This window comes from Bacteroides xylanisolvens XB1A (assembly GCF_000210075.1).
Classification (GTDB): Bacteria; Bacteroidota; Bacteroidia; order Bacteroidales; family Bacteroidaceae; genus Bacteroides; species Bacteroides xylanisolvens.
The window spans coordinates 3,003,097-3,017,998 of record NC_021017.1 but is presented as its reverse complement, the minus strand read 5'-3'; the positions used below and the strand labels follow the sequence as shown (position 1 = coordinate 3,017,998).

Genomic DNA, 14,902 nt, shown 5'->3' with positions numbered 1-14,902 from the left:
GTTTAAATATATAAAAATAATAAATGTATCAAGATTTAAAACATAAACCGCTCAGCATAAACCTAACGATTTAATGTAATCTTTACATTTTATGATAGTAAAATTATGACTTATATTACCTTTCAAATTAATATTTGAACTCATTCTTTGTATAAGAATCAAAAAGTAATTCATTTTACATATGCGGATGAATATCCAGGAATCCTATAGTAAAAAGACTTGCTAATCTGTCTACACACAAAACCTAAAAAACATTCCACCCCGAATATGCAGGTAAATCGAGTCTGTATTGGATCACTCCATATTGAATATTTCATGACTCATTCGCATAATATCATTGAATTATAATTCCCATTTAATTTTCCACTCTCTCCCGTAGAGAGTGGAAAATTTTTCAAAATCCGCTCTGGAAAGCGGTTATAGATGCCAAAAAGAAATAAAAGATGAAACATGTACAGATTTTATCATATAACTAACTGAAAATAAGATTACTAACATTATCATTAGGCAACAAAAACAGAAACAATGGAACTTTTTTATTTGAACGAGCACACGTCTTGTTATAATTACTCAAAATCTATGCAGGAGGGATTCCGGTATTATAAATTTGACGAAGGATTGAACCACGAGGAGGAATTGGTAAAAGATTGTATCCTGTTCGTACTCAAGGGAAGTCTGCAATTCTCCTGCAACGGTTTTCAGTTCACTGTTTCATCAGGAGAGATGGTCTTTTTTTGCCGTGACAGCCTGTTTAACACCCAATCACTGGAAAAATGTGAAGTCGTGGCTGCCCTGTTCGAGGGGGGAGTATGGCCCTGTCAAAGGGCCTCCTTTTCAGAGTTATACCACCTGAGGGAAATTGTCGAATATCGTATGGAACCTCTTGAAATCAGGGATCGGTTATGCAAATTTCTTGAACTACTGGTGTGTTATCTGGAAGATGGAGCGAACTGTATCCATTTTCACGAAATAAAACTCAAGGAACTTTTCTGGAACATTCGCTTTTACTATTCCAGACAGGAACTTGCGAATTTTTTCTATATGATTATAGGCCGTTCGCAAAACTTCAAAAACAAGGTCTTGAACAATTACAAAAGTTGCAGGACCGTAAAAGAACTCGCATCGGCCTGTGATATCTCCCTTTCCGCCTTCAAAAGACAGTTTTCCGCGGAGTTTGGAGAGGCTCCAGCCGAATGGATGCAGAAACAGTTGTTGGGAGAAATCAAATACAAACTTTCAGTTACAGACCTGCCGTTGGGAACCATTGCCAATGAACTGGAGTTTTCCTCTCTTGCACACTTCTCCAGATTTTGCAAAAGATGTCTGGGATGTTCTCCCAGAGAGTTAAGACAGCAGATAAAAGGCGGTTAAACAATCTCTGAATGAGGGAGATAAGAAATTGATAAATAATAGAGCCAAAACGGAAACAGCCAACAAAATTATTGTCTTTAAATTTGCAGCGTAATCCAAATAAAAAAGATTATGCTATTTTTTAACACATGCTGTAAGTTTTTTTAATTTTCCACTCTCTACGGGAGAGAGTGAAGAAACAGGAACAAATATACGTATATTATGATAATATACTATAATTAAAGTGAAAAAATATCTTATATAATAGAATTTAACTAATGTAGAAAAATATTATTATTCCATTAAATCATCTGTTTACCCAACAGATGCCGGTCCAAAACGTAGATACCATAACATGTAAATCCCTCTCGTAGCCATCTTTCAATTGAAGACGGTATAAGATAAATTAGCTAAATAAGGTGTTCCTTTTTTTTCCTGTATAATCCCGCCACGTGCACCAAGGCGGGATTTACAGAAACATCCGGGAATGGTAAAATTATCGGTGGTAAAAGCCTCTTTGGGGGTGCTTAACCGCCGTCCATCGTCCAGACGGGAACTGAAGAATTTGAGCTGATATCTTTCGCGGTCGGGCCCGGTCAATCATCCACCGCTAAAATGAAGTCAGCCACTTGATTATTAACCGCATCCAGTGCGGAATGATCCAGTTCTTTCAGATAGATTCGGGTCGTTTTTTCCGACGTATGCCCCAGACACTCACCAATAACATGAACCGAGGCACCGTTCACCTTGGCTATCGTGGCCCATGAATGGCGGGCCGCGTGAAGTCTCAGCGGGAATTCCAAACCAATGACCCGGGAAATCTTTCCCAGGGAGTAACGAATCCTATGGTAGGCACTTCTATAACCAGCGTACGGATCCCGTTCTGCCGGAAACAACGGGAAGATGTATTCTCCCGGTACATTCTTGTATCTTTCCAGGATACGACTGATCTCCTTGTTTATACCTACCCGCATCAATTGATCGGTCTTGTGACGCCTGTAACAGATTTCACCCGGGAAAACATGCCTCTTTTTTAGCAATGCAATATCGACGAATGACATTCCACGCGTGTAAAAGCTGAACATGAAAATGTCCCGGGCAAGAGATAACGGGCTGTCCTTTTCCAGTTCAATTGCGGATAGTGTTTTAATCACAACCGGATCAAGGGAGCGTTTGAGAGTTTTTTCCGTTTTAATGCTTATATCGCGAAATGGGCAAGGAAGTTCCAGGCCCATCTCCCGACATCCCTTCCTGAAAAGAGCCTTGATATTATGCAGATAAAAACCAATGGTGTTATCGCATATACCCGAAGCGAGTAGTTTCCCCTGGTAGTCGGAAATGATCCGGGAAGAGAGTTTTATGAAAGGAAAATCCTTTTTTCCCAGGTACCTCTGCATGGAACGCAGGCTGGAGGCGTATGCCCGGGCTGTTCCCTCATGACCGCTTTCACGAAGCTCTCGGATTTTCCGTGAAAAATAGAAATAAAAACCGGCTTCGCGGGTTAACACGCCGTAAGTCCTGAATACGTCCTCTATTTCGTATTCCCGGGATTTCTTCTCTATCATTGAAATACACTTTAACAGTACCCTTGAGATACTTTCGCACCTGTTGTTGATCCTCCGAATCGACTCCGGGGTGTTTTCCCCGCCGTCGATAACCCTCCCTTTTACGGGATCAAACAGGGTATCCGGGATGCTGAATCCTGTATAAACAACCTTTTTCCTTCGCTTGTGAAGAACCTGTACGACTAACGGGAATTTGCCGGACCGGTTGCTCCTTCCTTTTACCAATACTGTTTTAACTGTTGCCATAAGTTTTTTATTAGTTAGACATTTGACGCTTCCTTGTTTCCTGGAAAGGAAGCATAAACTTATATGCATCAAATCGGAAAAAGACCAAAAAAGTTCAGTAACCAAGCGGGAAAATTGCACGAAAGACGGGAAGTCGGTTCCAGACCCGTCGGTAAGGGAACGGTACGTCTTGTATGTATAGGATTTTTTTCAACTTGCCAAACATGAAAAATGGAACAGGGTGAGATGGTAAAGCATGTCCCAATACATCCCCAAGTAAACCACGGGGATTAAGCATAGCAGATGGGATTTTTCGCTGCACAAGACAAAAAAGGCGGCCCCACCTGCCGCCTGTAGATTGATAAAGAGAGAATTCCATCCTACGCGAGATGATCAAAGCCATATGGATCCAGCTTCCACATCCCCCGCCTGGTAGGTATAGGAGATGAACTCCTCAAGCGCCTCCTTCCATGTAAGACTGAAGGTTTTCATGATGGAGTGTAGCGTGCGGTTGCTGTCTTCATCCAGGCTATCCTCCCCGATCAGGTTCACATCTGCCTCCGGGTCCACATCAACAAACTCCTCGCGGCTCCAAAACACCACTACCGGGATGCTCAGGTTAATATCCCATGTTCCACGCTGGATCAATACCCCGGAGGGCTTGTAGAACGGGTCAAAGCCGTTTGTCTGCGGGTTCTTTTTAGAATTGTAGCCGTGATACAGGCGGAGTTTCAGGTCAAACTCCTTGCGGTCCTTCAGGAACCGGATAACTCCTTTTAATCCTACCGGGTTAGTGCCTCCCGTAATTTCCGCCTCGTTGTCATGTTTGGTCTTGTCCCAGGGCGTGGTATCCACATAGAGATAATCCACCAGTGCCTCCGGATCATTGTCGTCAGTTTCCGGTTTCCCGTCAAAGGTAGGTCTCACGTTCTCCGGGGTGAAGAAATGCTGGTGGATATTCTCCTGCCCGTTCTCCACGAACTGGCCGTTCATTAACTCTCCTTTGGAATTGTAGTAATAGATAAACATCAGGTAAACCGGGGCCGGGGTAAAGTTGTTTCCATTTTTATATTCGCCGTTTTTCTGAACGTAAAACTTGCCCTGGCTTCCTTCAGCAAGGGTCCATCCACTGCCGGTCTTCAGTTCATAAGTGATCTCCTGGACACGTTTCATATACCTGGCTGGGGATTCCGGATTTTGGTGGGGACCTCCGGCCTTCTGTATCTCGTTCCAGTCAGCGTGCAGGTGGCATTCAACGAGGCGGACGGTCATTTTTGCCGGGTCCTCATGCAGTTTGTTCTTCGTCTCGTCTTCTGGTATTACAGGATCCTTGCTGCAAGAGTTCAGCGACAGGACAAGGGACACTCCTACCAGAAGTGCCCACACGGTTTTACATGCAATTGTTCTCATTTTTCTTTTTATTTATTTATTAGTGTTGATTATAATTGTTATAAATTAAAAAATCCAGTTTACACCGCAACGCACATCACGTCCCATATCATGCGCATAGTAACGCGAGCGGTTGGTGTATTCCTTGTACTCACGGTTCAGGAGGTTGTCTGCCGACAGCATGAACCGGACCTGGTGTCCCCGTTTCACGGGAAGTTCAAGAGCAGCGTCGAACCCGAGGAGATGGTACGCCGGGGGAGTATACGGGATAAGATCCGTGTCCGGATCAAACCGCCTCTGTTTTGCGGTGAAACGGTGCCTGATGTTCAGACGCAGCCTGAGATGCGATTTCGTCTCGTGGATCCACGCAAGTTCATGGCTGAAACGGAAGGAGGGAATATAAGGAAGATAATTACCCTTTGTCCGTTCGTTTGCCCGTATAAAGGAGACGACGGCATGGTAGTCCCATGAACCGTCCGGAGTGAAACGCAGGTCAAAGTCCATACCGCGGAAGAAAGCCGGGGTCTGCCTGTACTGGAAGACCGGGTATGCTCCCGAAATCACGGTGACTGTCTCTTTCTCCGGCCCCTCATAGATATAGCCGTCCACCCATTGCAGGTAACCGTCCAGACAGACGCTGAACATCCCGTCGCCGTAACGGAGGGAAGATATCCATTTGTAGCTTCTTTCCGAGTGCATCGCAGAGTCTCCCCTGACAAACATCCCAGACCCGAGCTCGTTCCCGTTGCTGTACAGTTCATACACGTGAGGGGCACGCCAAGCCAGACCGAAGTTGGAGGTGAGCCTCCAGCGTCTGGAAAGTTGATAGTGTCCTCCCAGGCTGTAGGACACGTTGTTAAACTTTCTTGTCCCGCCATAGGGGCTTCCCGTCCAGTCATAACCACTGGCACGGGTTTCCTGCATATCCAGGCGGAGGCCTGCTTCAACGCCTCCCCTGGCCAGGTGATATTTCCCGATTCCGTATATCCCTGCCTGTGTCTCCGTGTAGTTCGGGATAACGGGCACGAATCCGGTACCCGCGCGGCTGTGGTTCTCGATGAACATGACCTGACCTCCCGCCTCGACCTGCCAGGAGCGGTAATCCCGCTTCCAGCGCAGAAGATGCTGGAATGAATTCAGGTGCAGGGAAACCGCCGGAATGTTAGAATCCAGCCGCCGGACACGGTTTTCCTGCCTATCGTCCTTCTGCCAGGTACTCTGCCAGTGAATACTCCCCCCCTTCTTCATGCCGAGCCGCATCCTGCCGAATGCGATCTGATGGGTGACCTCCTGGCAGGGAGGCCTGATACCACGGGAGAAGGGATCCGTGTGCAGGGGGCGACCAAGCCGGATACGTTCCGCCAGCAGGTCCTCGCTACCCATCTGGGCGCTGAGCATCACCCCTGTCCGGCTGTAGAAGCGGCTGTAGAAACCTTCCACTCTCAGACGTCCGCGGTCATAGCCCAGAGAGGCGGAAGCGTGATACTCTCTGGTTCCCGTGTTGTTCAGAAGATAGTGCGCAGTGGAACGGTCCCCGGAATTTGACCAGGTTCCCTGCAGACGCCAGGCGAAATCACCGGGAAAAGCACCTTCGAGCTGTCCGGTAGCCACGTAGCGACGCCCGTTACTTCCGTAAAGTGCGGAGATTCCCCCTTGAAGGGAGCGTTTTCTGAAAGGAAGCGGAGACTGCTCCATGACGATAATCCCTCCAAGGGCATCCGAACCGTATCTTACCGCATCGGAGCCCTTGATTACCGAAACGGAGGAGCTGCCGTTCATGTCCACTTCGGGAGCGTGGTCGGCCCCCCATTGCTGCCCGGTCTGGCGGGCACCGTTATGGATGATCAGTATCCGGTTCCCGTACATTCCTTGGATAACGGGTTTGGATACAGTGGTTCCCGTGCTGATGGAACTTACCCCGCTGACACGTTCGAGCAGGGTGGCAAGCGAGGTTCCCAGCGCGTTCCTGATCTCGGGAGATGAAAGGCGCCGGCTCACCACGTTGGGTGACGCCCCGGCACGTTCACCGGTCACGACCACTTCCCCGAGTTTTTGTATGTCCGGGGAGAGACATACGGTATGTATGCTGCTTTCTTTGAATACCTCGTTCATAGGTACACGCCGGGAACCGTAACCCAGGCACTGCACGAGGACCGTATCCATGAAACACGTTCCATGACCGAAAACAATCATTCCACGGGGGGAGCTGACAAGTAACCGTTCCCCGGTCAGGATATAGGCCCCTTCAATGGGAAGCCCGCTTTCCTGGTCAATGACCAGCAGAGTATCGCGTGTACCCGTCGATTGCCGGTCAGCCTGTACCCGTGCTTCCATGGGAGAAGGGAGGGTACATAGGCAGACAACAAGCAGGCACACATACTGGAGATATGCATGAAATGTCATACTTGAAAAAATATAAACGGGTTATAATCTGTTAAGACGGGACATGAAAAGCCCCTGCACGCAATCACAGTGATGGCATGCGAATCCCTCAAGGGAGTTATGACAAACACACAGGGGGGGTGCACGGAGGAAATGCGGGAAAAGAATGACGATGACATCTGTTTCCCCGGAGATAAGATACCTTACAGGCCTGCCAGTCGGAATATAATCGTATATAAAAATCCCTGCCTCGACAAACGGGGAGAGCGTAAAGAGACAGATGGTACAATTTTCAGGAGAATCGTGACGGGAGTGCCCCTGTTCGTTATGGGATACGCACGAATGTTCCCCGTGAACATGAAAAGCTTTCACGAGGAAAAAGGGCATCAATGTCAGCAACAACATACATGCTATGACAGCCCGCTGTCTCTGTTTTTTTTTCGTACGATCCATTAGTTTGTAAAAATAGAAATTAAATTAATAACTAACAATACCTATAAATGGTGATTTACAAGAGTACAAGTAGAGTATAGACGTTGTCCGTACCACAAAGGTTCTCAAGTTGGAATCAATGATGTAGTCTTGTTCTTTACAAATACCGGTATATGCCTTTCACGCTTCTGGAAAAAGCACCTTCGGACCGGACAGCAATTATATCGTATATGGATGCCATGCATGAATCAATTTTTCCTTCTAATATCGCATGGGTGATTTCCTCTCCGACTTTTACCCCGGCATTCATAATAAAGTAAAAATATTTCATCTTATCGTGAGTTGAATCTATTAACCCGTTTACCGATCAGAGACAGGGCCGGATATTTCACTACAAACCAGATTCCCTTTCCTGCGCATACGGATGCCCGTTATCTTCTCTTGCAAATCCACTCCGAGATTTGTTAAAAACGGTTCGTCGATCCATAACCCCGAACCGGACCAGCATCGAACATCCCTTTTTTATCGTGCGGCTTCTCTCGAATGGGGGCGGGGCAACCGATAAGATATGACCTTGTGCAAACATCTCTTTTCCAGCATCCCCTCCTTCCACGATGCGGATGATCTCACCCGGCCTCTTACCTATTGCCTCCAGCAGGTAAACCGCCTTTTCCCGTGCCGCTTTCAGTGCTTCTATCTTGCCCTTCCTGTGATAGGACAGGATATCCCTATGTTCCAGTTTATCTATATACATCGTATGAATTCCTTTTGTGTCCACCCGTTTTAAAATTTCATCAATCAGTGTGAAGTCACGTAACGTGACATCAAATGATTTGGAAACCAGAAAATCCTGTCCCGGCTTACGCCAATTATCGCCCACATCCTTTGTGCGGATTGCCTCCCGTAGCACTCCGACTATTTTCAAAACCTGCTTCAATTCCTCCTCTATCCTGGTAAGAGGAACCTTCGTCCGATATTCTTCCGGTTTGGATACGCCATCAAACTCTTCTTCGAAGTACTCCCTTATTTCGATAACGTAATGAATCCTGTCAGGAACTACCTCTATCTCGGAAGTACCGGTTACCTCTATATAACGTTCGCCCACCTGAGCGGGCAGCGGAAAGGGAATGAACATGGAGATCAACAATAAAAGATTGAAAACACGCATAACAGTCTATTTACAGGTTTACCGGGAATCTACATGATCGTCCGGTCATCTATGCTCCTGTAGTCCATATCTGAACGGAGCTGGAAAACAGGAGTAAAACATGATTGATAAATTTCCATAAAACACATTAAAATCCACCCCTCCCTGACAATGGAAGGGGTAGATTCACTCCCGGTCTATTTTCGATTATCTTCTTTCCGGAGAACCAAGAAAGACTCCGAGGGTTTAAAATGAGGGACCTTGCGAGCCGGGATGCATATGGTTGTGTGCTGTTGGATATTCTGTGCCTTCTTTGCCGCCCTTTTCTTCAAAGAAAAGGTCCCGAATCCGCGCAGGAATACACTTCTCTCTCTGCCGAGTGCATCCTTCACGCATTTCATGAAACTCTCGATTACCAAGCCAACGGTCCTGCGATCGATTCCAAGCTCCTCAGAGACCCGGTTTATAATATCTGCTTTAGTCATATCTGAATTTTAATGTTCACACTATTTTTATCATTCAGGGACAAAGGAAAATTTCCACCGCCAAGGAGTAGCCTGTCCCTCAGATATGTTCCTGCCCGATACCGTCCATACCGTTTGAATAAACGTCATTGTTTCTTCAGCAAGTCACGTATTTCTGAAAGTAACTTTTCCTCGTTGCTCGGGACAGGTGAGGGCAAGGGTGTCTCTTCTTTTTTGCGCCTGAGATTGGAGAGCAGGCGGATGAACAAGAAAATGGCAAAAGCGATAATCACAAAATCCAGCATGGTCTGTATGAAGTTTCCATAGTTTATCGTGACGGCCGCCTGTTCGACCCCATCAACTACCCTGGCGGGTTCCAATTCCCATCTCAGTTCCGAGAAGTTGGTTCCGCCTACCAGCAACCCTATCGGTGGCATGATGATGTCTGCCACCACTGAAGATATTATTTTCCCGAAGGCACCGCCAATAATCACACCCACGGCCATGTCTACTACGTTTCCACGCATGACAAACGCCTTAAAATCCAGTAAAAAACTACTTTTTGACATCTTTTTTTATTTTAGTTGATAATAATGTATCAAACAAAGGTGGATAACAGAGAAACGTGTCTCGGGGTCATCCACCTTCCCTTCATCGTTGTCTGTCGCTATGCTGAGAAATGGCTTTCCACACTATGGCACTGGCCAGACCTCCTGTCAGTGGAGCGACGATAAATAGCCAAAGCTGTGAGATCGCGCCTCCTCCCTCGAAAAGTGCGGGTCCTATGCTGCGCGCGGGATTTACTGATGTTCCGGTGATGGGAATACATACGATATGCACCAGGACAAGCGTCAGCCCGATGACCAGGCCCGCCAGTTTACCGGCCCCTTTCTTTTTATCCGTGGCTCCCAGCGCCACAAGAACGAAAATAAACGTAAAGACGGCCTCAGCGATAAAGGCCTGCAACATTTCCCCCTCAGCAAAGCCGTTGCTCCCTGTCATGGTAGGGCCGGCATGTGGCCCCGTAGATACCAGTATGAAAAGTACGGCTGATCCGAGAATCCCCCCGATTATCTGGAAAATAATGTATAACAGGGCATCCTTGCCCCCCATTCCTCCCGAGCAGTACATGCCCAGTGTGATCGCCGGATTTATATGGCATCCGGATATTCCGCCAATAGCGTATGCCATGGCGACCACCGACAGCCCGAAGGCTATGGCAACTCCCAGGGTACCCACCCCGGTGGTGACCGCACCGGGGATATCCCCGGCAAAAACAGCACTTCCGCATCCCATCAAAACAAGGATCATTGTCCCGATCATTTCAGATACATACCTGTTCATAGCATTTCAAATTACGTGTAGAATAAATATAGTTAATACATTCTGTTCAAGTGAATGCATCTTTCCGGTATTTTCCGGATCGCATTTAACGGCTACTGGATTCCGTTCCCGCGTTGATCGTACAGATGCTTACCCGGTTCCAGTCGGGCTCCTCGAACATGTTCCCTACTCCCTGGCCCTCGGCTACAATCCGTTCTTCTGCAATTCCATACTTGCCCACCAGCATTTTTTTCACGGCCTCCGCTCTTTGTCGGGCGATCCGCTCGTTAACTTCCAGGCTTCCCTCAGGAGAGGCATAACCCTTGATGAGCACACTTGCTCCCTTATGGTTCTTTAAATAAGTAGCGATACGTTCGACATTCGGGAGTTGGGAGTTGTCAACTGTCGTCCTGCCCTGGCGGAAAGTTATGACGGATTCCAGCGTCTTTTTAGTGTTGTCAATGGTATCTTTCACAATTTTTGGTTCCTGGTTGCGGCATTTGTTCAGCGCGGCCTCCAGCTCCGTTACCTTTCGCACTGCCTCCTGCAAAGCCTCGGCATCTTTACCGGCCTGTGTATGAAGTTCATTAATTTTTGCGTTCAAGACATCCACCTCCTGCTGGTCATAAGCTCTCACTTTTGTAAAGTGATGTTTCCCGTTACTGCATCCGAAATGATACTTCAGACCAACGGATATTTCCCATACGGCCCGTCCGGAATGGAAATGTACGGCTTCGGAACCCATAGCATTCATGTCATAGACCAGAGCAGGTTTCAGTGCCAATGTCCATGCCTTGCTCTCTCCCAGGTTGAAATTAAAGTTCAGGCCCAGTTTTGTTGACATGCTGTTCTGATCGGAACCCGTTTCCCGGTTCATATAATAATGCAACCATCCGATTCCGACCACCGCTTCGATTTCAAAAGGTCTGGGAACCCCGGTATAGGTCCCAAGGAGATTGTTCAGGTTCACCAACCCCAACAGACTGACATTGGAGCGGTCGAAAATGGTCCTGCTTTGTGAGGTGTTAAAGCTTCCGACCGCCTCCAGACCGAAACCGAAAACCGGTGTCAATTGTTTATTCAGTTCTATCCCCGTGATCGGGCGCATGTTTCCAAAGAAAGAATGATGTGTTAACGGGGTTGTTCCTCCCGCACTGATCTCAATGGACCAGTTGTCCAGAAACTTGTTACCCTCTACTGCAGTCTGGGCATTTGTGTGATACATAAAAACACCAGACAAAAACAAACTGATAAAAATTTTCTTCATTATTTTAAAGTTTTATATTAATTTTCTTTGCAAAGAACGTTATTTGAAAAAGAAATGTGTTTTCATTTTAGCTCTTTTATTTATCATTTAAGCTCTCAGAACAATCTTATAGATTAAAGATGTACATAATTGTATAAACGATAATCCACAGTTTATGAAATGAATTAAAACACTTCCAAGTAATAACAGGAAAAAACAAAATGACTGTTATTAACAGCAAGTCTGTAATCGAAAGTTTATATTTGATTTCTCACAACAACTGTTTCTGTATCCATTCGGCTGGAGCCTCTCCAAACTCCGCGGAAAACTGTCTTTTGAAGGCGGAAAGGGAGATATCACAGGCCGATGCAAGTTCTTTCACGGTCCTGCAACTTTTGTAATTGTTCAAGACCTTGTTTTTGAAGTCTTGCGAACGACCTATAATCATATAGAAGAAATTCGCAAGTTCCTGCCTGGACTGGAATAGTAAAAGCGAATGTTCCAGAAAAGTTCCTTGGATTTTATTTCGTGAAAATGGATGCGGTCCGCTCCACTTTTCAAGTAACATTCAAGAAGTTCAAAGAATCTACATAACCGATCCCTAATTTCAAGAGATTCCATACGATATTCGATAATATCCCTCAAATAGGACAATTCTGAAAAGGAGATTCTCTGGTTCAAACAATATTTTACAAGGGGCGTATCTATCGTCAAACGGATATATATACTTATCCTTCTGGGGACAAGGTTTGTTTTGTTATGAAAAAACAGGTAAGTTTATAAAACGGTATACAAAAGAAAACTCCGACCTAACAAACAATTATGTATTGGATATCGTAGAGAAGGAAGGGTGCCTATGGCTGGCGACTGACGGAGGAGGAATCAACCGTCTGGAACTGTCTAATGAGAATTTCTCCAACCTCTGCCATATTGCCGGAGATGAAAATTCGTTGCCCGTAAACTCCGTCACTCTATTATATCAGGACAGAAATAAAGGTCTATGGGCGGGAAGTGTCAGAGGAGGAGTTTTCAATATCAAAGAAAGTCATATACGTACTTACAAGGACTGCCCCTTGGGAGATATAAACGGGATGAGCGAGAAATCGGTATCCTGTTTATATGAAGAATCCGATGGAAAACTATGGATAGGCACGGACGGAGGTGGAATAAACCTGTATGATTCCCAAACGGGATTTTTCAAGCATTTTCAGTCCAGCTATGGAGACAAGGTGATTTCCATTGCTCCAGTATCAGAAAAGGCACTGCTCGTATCGGTTTATACGAAGGGGCTCTTTTTATTCGAAAAGAACACGGGAGTTTATCGACCATTTACGATAGTAAACGACAGTATCAATTTCAGGCAGTGCTTTTATGGATATCTTCCACGAGCTCACCGGGTGTCCGAAAACAAAATATACATACTTAGTAAGGATGCATGGATATATGACATAAGCAATAAAAAATTCTCTGCATTCAAGGCTTGCAAAAATTACCAATTGCCGCCTTCTCTCATGGGGTATTCCGATGCGGAGATATCTCTGGCTATGAGCGCAAACAAGATATTCCAGATCACTAATAGGAATGATAGTATCGGGCTGCTTTTCCAGATAGACGAAAAAGAAGTCATCACCGCGATCGATTGTGACGGACGAGGTAAGATACGGGTGGGAACGACAGAAGGAATGGAATGTTATGACATAAAAGCAAAAAGATATTATAAAATCGTATCACAGTTATTCAGCGATATTGACGCACTCCGCTATGACCCATCTTCGGAGAGGGTATGGATTTGCGCGCAAAACCAGCTGTTCTCTTATTGTACAAAAGATGAAAAGCTTATCCAATGGAACAGAAGCGACGGGTTTCATCCCAATGAAATAATATTCACTTACCAACAACGGCCTAAGAAAAACAACCCTTATCTTTATTTCGGCGGCACAGAGGGGCTGGTGCAAATTAACACAGATATTCCGGACCCTAATGAGCCATATCTCGAAATAGTACTTGATGGTATAGAGCTTAACGGACGCCCGCAAACATCGGATATAGATGTACGGAACATAAAGATTCCATGGAAATATAACACACTCGTACTGCGGGTATATATTAAAAATAAAGAAATTTTCCAGCGGGTTCCATTCCGATACATTATTAAAGGAGATGTTGATAAAAGTATTGAATCTTATAATCCGATGCTGGAGCTCCCCAACCTTCTCCCAGGCAAATACCACATTGAAGTATCATGTCTGACAAAAGACGGAGATTATACCATTCCCGTCCATCTGACTGATATTCATGTCACCCCGCCATGGTATAAAACAGACCGGTTCATAATCCTAGTGTGCATTTTTCTTGCAGGAGGAATTATTGTGGTTATATATATTATCGACAAAAGAAAAGAAATCAAAATACAAAAGAGATTAAAAGAATACAGACAATATCTTAATGAAAAGAAGATAGATTTCCTTATTCACATCAATCATGAATTACGTACTCCCTTGACTTTGATTTATGCTCCACTAAAACGCCTGATAGACAAAAAAGAGTACAAAGAGTCCCCTCAATATCTGATGTCACAATTGCAATTGATATCCAACCAAGCGCAGCATATGAGGGAAATTGTGGACATGGTGCTGGACTGGAACAGTATGGAAGCAGGCTACAGTAAATTAAAAGTACAAAGATGTAAATTAGACGGGTGGATAGCTGATATTGTCAAAGATTTTACAGATGAAGCCAAGGAAAAGGGAATATCCATAAAATTACAAATGGACACCGATATAGAAGAGATATGGCTGGACAGGCAAAAATGCCACACTGTACTGTCAAACCTGCTGATGAATGCGCTAAAATTCAGCATGCCTGAAAGTTGTATAACGATAAACACACGGAGGCTTGAAAACAAGGTCAGAATATCAGTCGTGGATGAAGGGGCCGGCATACAGGATTCGGATAATACGGGAAATAAGGAAAGAGGTGGAGGACTTCGAGCGTTGGACGGAAATGGAGGCGGCAGAAATGCTACGTGCCAAGAGGCAACGGCAGGAATAACATACAAACAAAAAGGTACAAAATACACTGCTCTTACTGATTTTGAGATATTTAAATTGCATGAATTTTCATATACACATTCAAGAATAAATAGTGATATGGGCGAAAAACAAATCATATTCATTTATATACAACACCATGACCGCTTGCTAAAAAGATAAATAATCGAGCTGAAATGGTAAGTTTTAAATTGCAATATTAATCTATATTTGCAAAATAAAATCAATTGTGATATTTAATTAATAAATGTAGTTAATTTTCGTGATTCGATTTGCATATAAAATAATTATCAAACTATTGATTTATTCCTCATTTTATATATTTAAAA

At 45.0% G+C, this 14,902-nt stretch carries 10 protein-coding genes and 2 pseudogenes; 2 read left to right on the top strand and 10 right to left on the bottom strand.

Annotated features, from left to right (window positions below; translation table 11 throughout):
• The first annotated feature begins 525 nt into the window (after positions 1-525).
• On the top strand, positions 526-1,371 hold the full coding sequence (locus BXY_RS11860) for an AraC family transcriptional regulator (protein ID WP_005799272.1): 846 nt from the start codon (positions 526-528) through the stop codon (positions 1,369-1,371).
• A 575-nt stretch (positions 1,372-1,946) separates the two neighbouring features.
• Here BXY_RS11860 and BXY_RS11855 read toward each other — a convergent pair.
• The 10 genes and pseudogenes from BXY_RS11855 to BXY_RS23800 form a co-directional block, all read right to left on the bottom strand.
• Positions 1,947-3,161 (bottom strand): tyrosine-type recombinase/integrase, encoded by a 1,215-nt coding sequence (locus BXY_RS11855; RefSeq protein ID WP_014299629.1) that lies wholly within the window; start codon positions 3,159-3,161, stop codon positions 1,947-1,949.
• Positions 3,162-3,533: 372 nt separating this feature from the next.
• The gene (locus BXY_RS11850; RefSeq protein WP_005798018.1) at positions 3,534-4,550 is read right to left on the bottom strand and encodes a hypothetical protein; all 1,017 of its coding nucleotides are present in this window, start codon (positions 4,548-4,550) and stop codon (positions 3,534-3,536) included.
• Positions 4,551-4,595: 45 nt separating this feature from the next.
• A complete protein-coding gene (locus BXY_RS11845) occupies positions 4,596-6,932 on the bottom strand; it encodes a TonB-dependent receptor (protein ID WP_005798019.1) in 2,337 nt (778 codons plus the stop codon).
• Positions 6,933-6,953: 21 nt separating this feature from the next.
• A complete protein-coding gene (locus BXY_RS23565; protein WP_243442490.1) occupies positions 6,954-7,364 on the bottom strand; it encodes a hypothetical protein in 411 nt (136 codons plus the stop codon).
• A gap of 370 nt (positions 7,365-7,734) precedes the next feature.
• Positions 7,735-8,511 carry an SIMPL domain-containing protein gene (locus BXY_RS11835; protein WP_015532003.1) on the bottom strand — a complete coding sequence of 259 codons (777 nt, stop codon included), beginning with the start codon at positions 8,509-8,511 and terminating at the stop codon, positions 7,735-7,737.
• A 176-nt stretch (positions 8,512-8,687) separates the two neighbouring features.
• Positions 8,688-8,975: an HU family DNA-binding protein gene (locus tag BXY_RS11830; RefSeq protein ID WP_005798022.1), complete on the bottom strand. Its 288-nt coding sequence runs from the start codon at positions 8,973-8,975 to the stop codon at positions 8,688-8,690.
• A gap of 125 nt (positions 8,976-9,100) precedes the next feature.
• Positions 9,101-9,523: a large-conductance mechanosensitive channel protein MscL gene (mscL, locus tag BXY_RS11825; RefSeq protein WP_208946807.1), complete on the bottom strand. Its 423-nt coding sequence runs from the start codon at positions 9,521-9,523 to the stop codon at positions 9,101-9,103.
• 82 nt (positions 9,524-9,605) lie between these two features.
• Positions 9,606-10,298 carry an MIP family channel protein gene (locus BXY_RS11820; protein ID WP_015532001.1) on the bottom strand — a complete coding sequence of 231 codons (693 nt, stop codon included), beginning with the start codon at positions 10,296-10,298 and terminating at the stop codon, positions 9,606-9,608.
• An 85-nt stretch (positions 10,299-10,383) separates the two neighbouring features.
• Complete coding sequence (locus BXY_RS11815) at positions 10,384-11,544, bottom strand: OmpA family protein (RefSeq protein ID WP_015532000.1); 1,161 nt, start codon at positions 11,542-11,544, stop codon at positions 10,384-10,386.
• A gap of 253 nt (positions 11,545-11,797) precedes the next feature.
• Positions 11,798-12,198, bottom strand: a pseudogene (locus BXY_RS23800) (helix-turn-helix transcriptional regulator); the annotation flags it as partial.
• On the opposite strand from BXY_RS23800, the pseudogene BXY_RS11805 reads away from it, so the two are divergent.
• Positions 12,180-14,507 (top strand): annotated as a pseudogene (locus tag BXY_RS11805) (sensor histidine kinase); the annotation flags it as partial. The pseudogenes BXY_RS23800 and BXY_RS11805 sit on opposite strands and share 19 nt — an antisense overlap.
• Positions 14,508-14,902: the final 395 nt, after the last annotated feature.

Bases quoted from the DNA above. Each gene is read 5' to 3' on its own strand.
- BXY_RS11815 (WP_015532000.1), bottom strand. From the start codon at position 11,544: ATGAAGAAAATTTTTATCAGTTTGTTTTTGTCTGGTGTTTTTATGTAT.
- BXY_RS11820 (WP_015532001.1), bottom strand. From the start codon at position 10,298: ATGAACAGGTATGTATCTGAAATGATCGGGACAATGATCCTTGTTTTG.
- mscL (WP_208946807.1), bottom strand. From the start codon at position 9,523: ATGTCAAAAAGTAGTTTTTTACTGGATTTTAAGGCGTTTGTCATGCGT.
- BXY_RS11835 (WP_015532003.1), bottom strand. From the start codon at position 8,511: ATGCGTGTTTTCAATCTTTTATTGTTGATCTCCATGTTCATTCCCTTT.
- BXY_RS11860 (WP_005799272.1), top strand. From the start codon at position 526: ATGGAACTTTTTTATTTGAACGAGCACACGTCTTGTTATAATTACTCA.
- BXY_RS11845 (WP_005798019.1), bottom strand. From the start codon at position 6,932: ATGACATTTCATGCATATCTCCAGTATGTGTGCCTGCTTGTTGTCTGC.
- BXY_RS11855 (WP_014299629.1), bottom strand. From the start codon at position 3,161: ATGGCAACAGTTAAAACAGTATTGGTAAAAGGAAGGAGCAACCGGTCC.
- BXY_RS11830 (WP_005798022.1), bottom strand. From the start codon at position 8,975: ATGACTAAAGCAGATATTATAAACCGGGTCTCTGAGGAGCTTGGAATC.
- BXY_RS23565 (WP_243442490.1), bottom strand. From the start codon at position 7,364: ATGGATCGTACGAAAAAAAAACAGAGACAGCGGGCTGTCATAGCATGT.
- BXY_RS11850 (WP_005798018.1), bottom strand. From the start codon at position 4,550: ATGAGAACAATTGCATGTAAAACCGTGTGGGCACTTCTGGTAGGAGTG.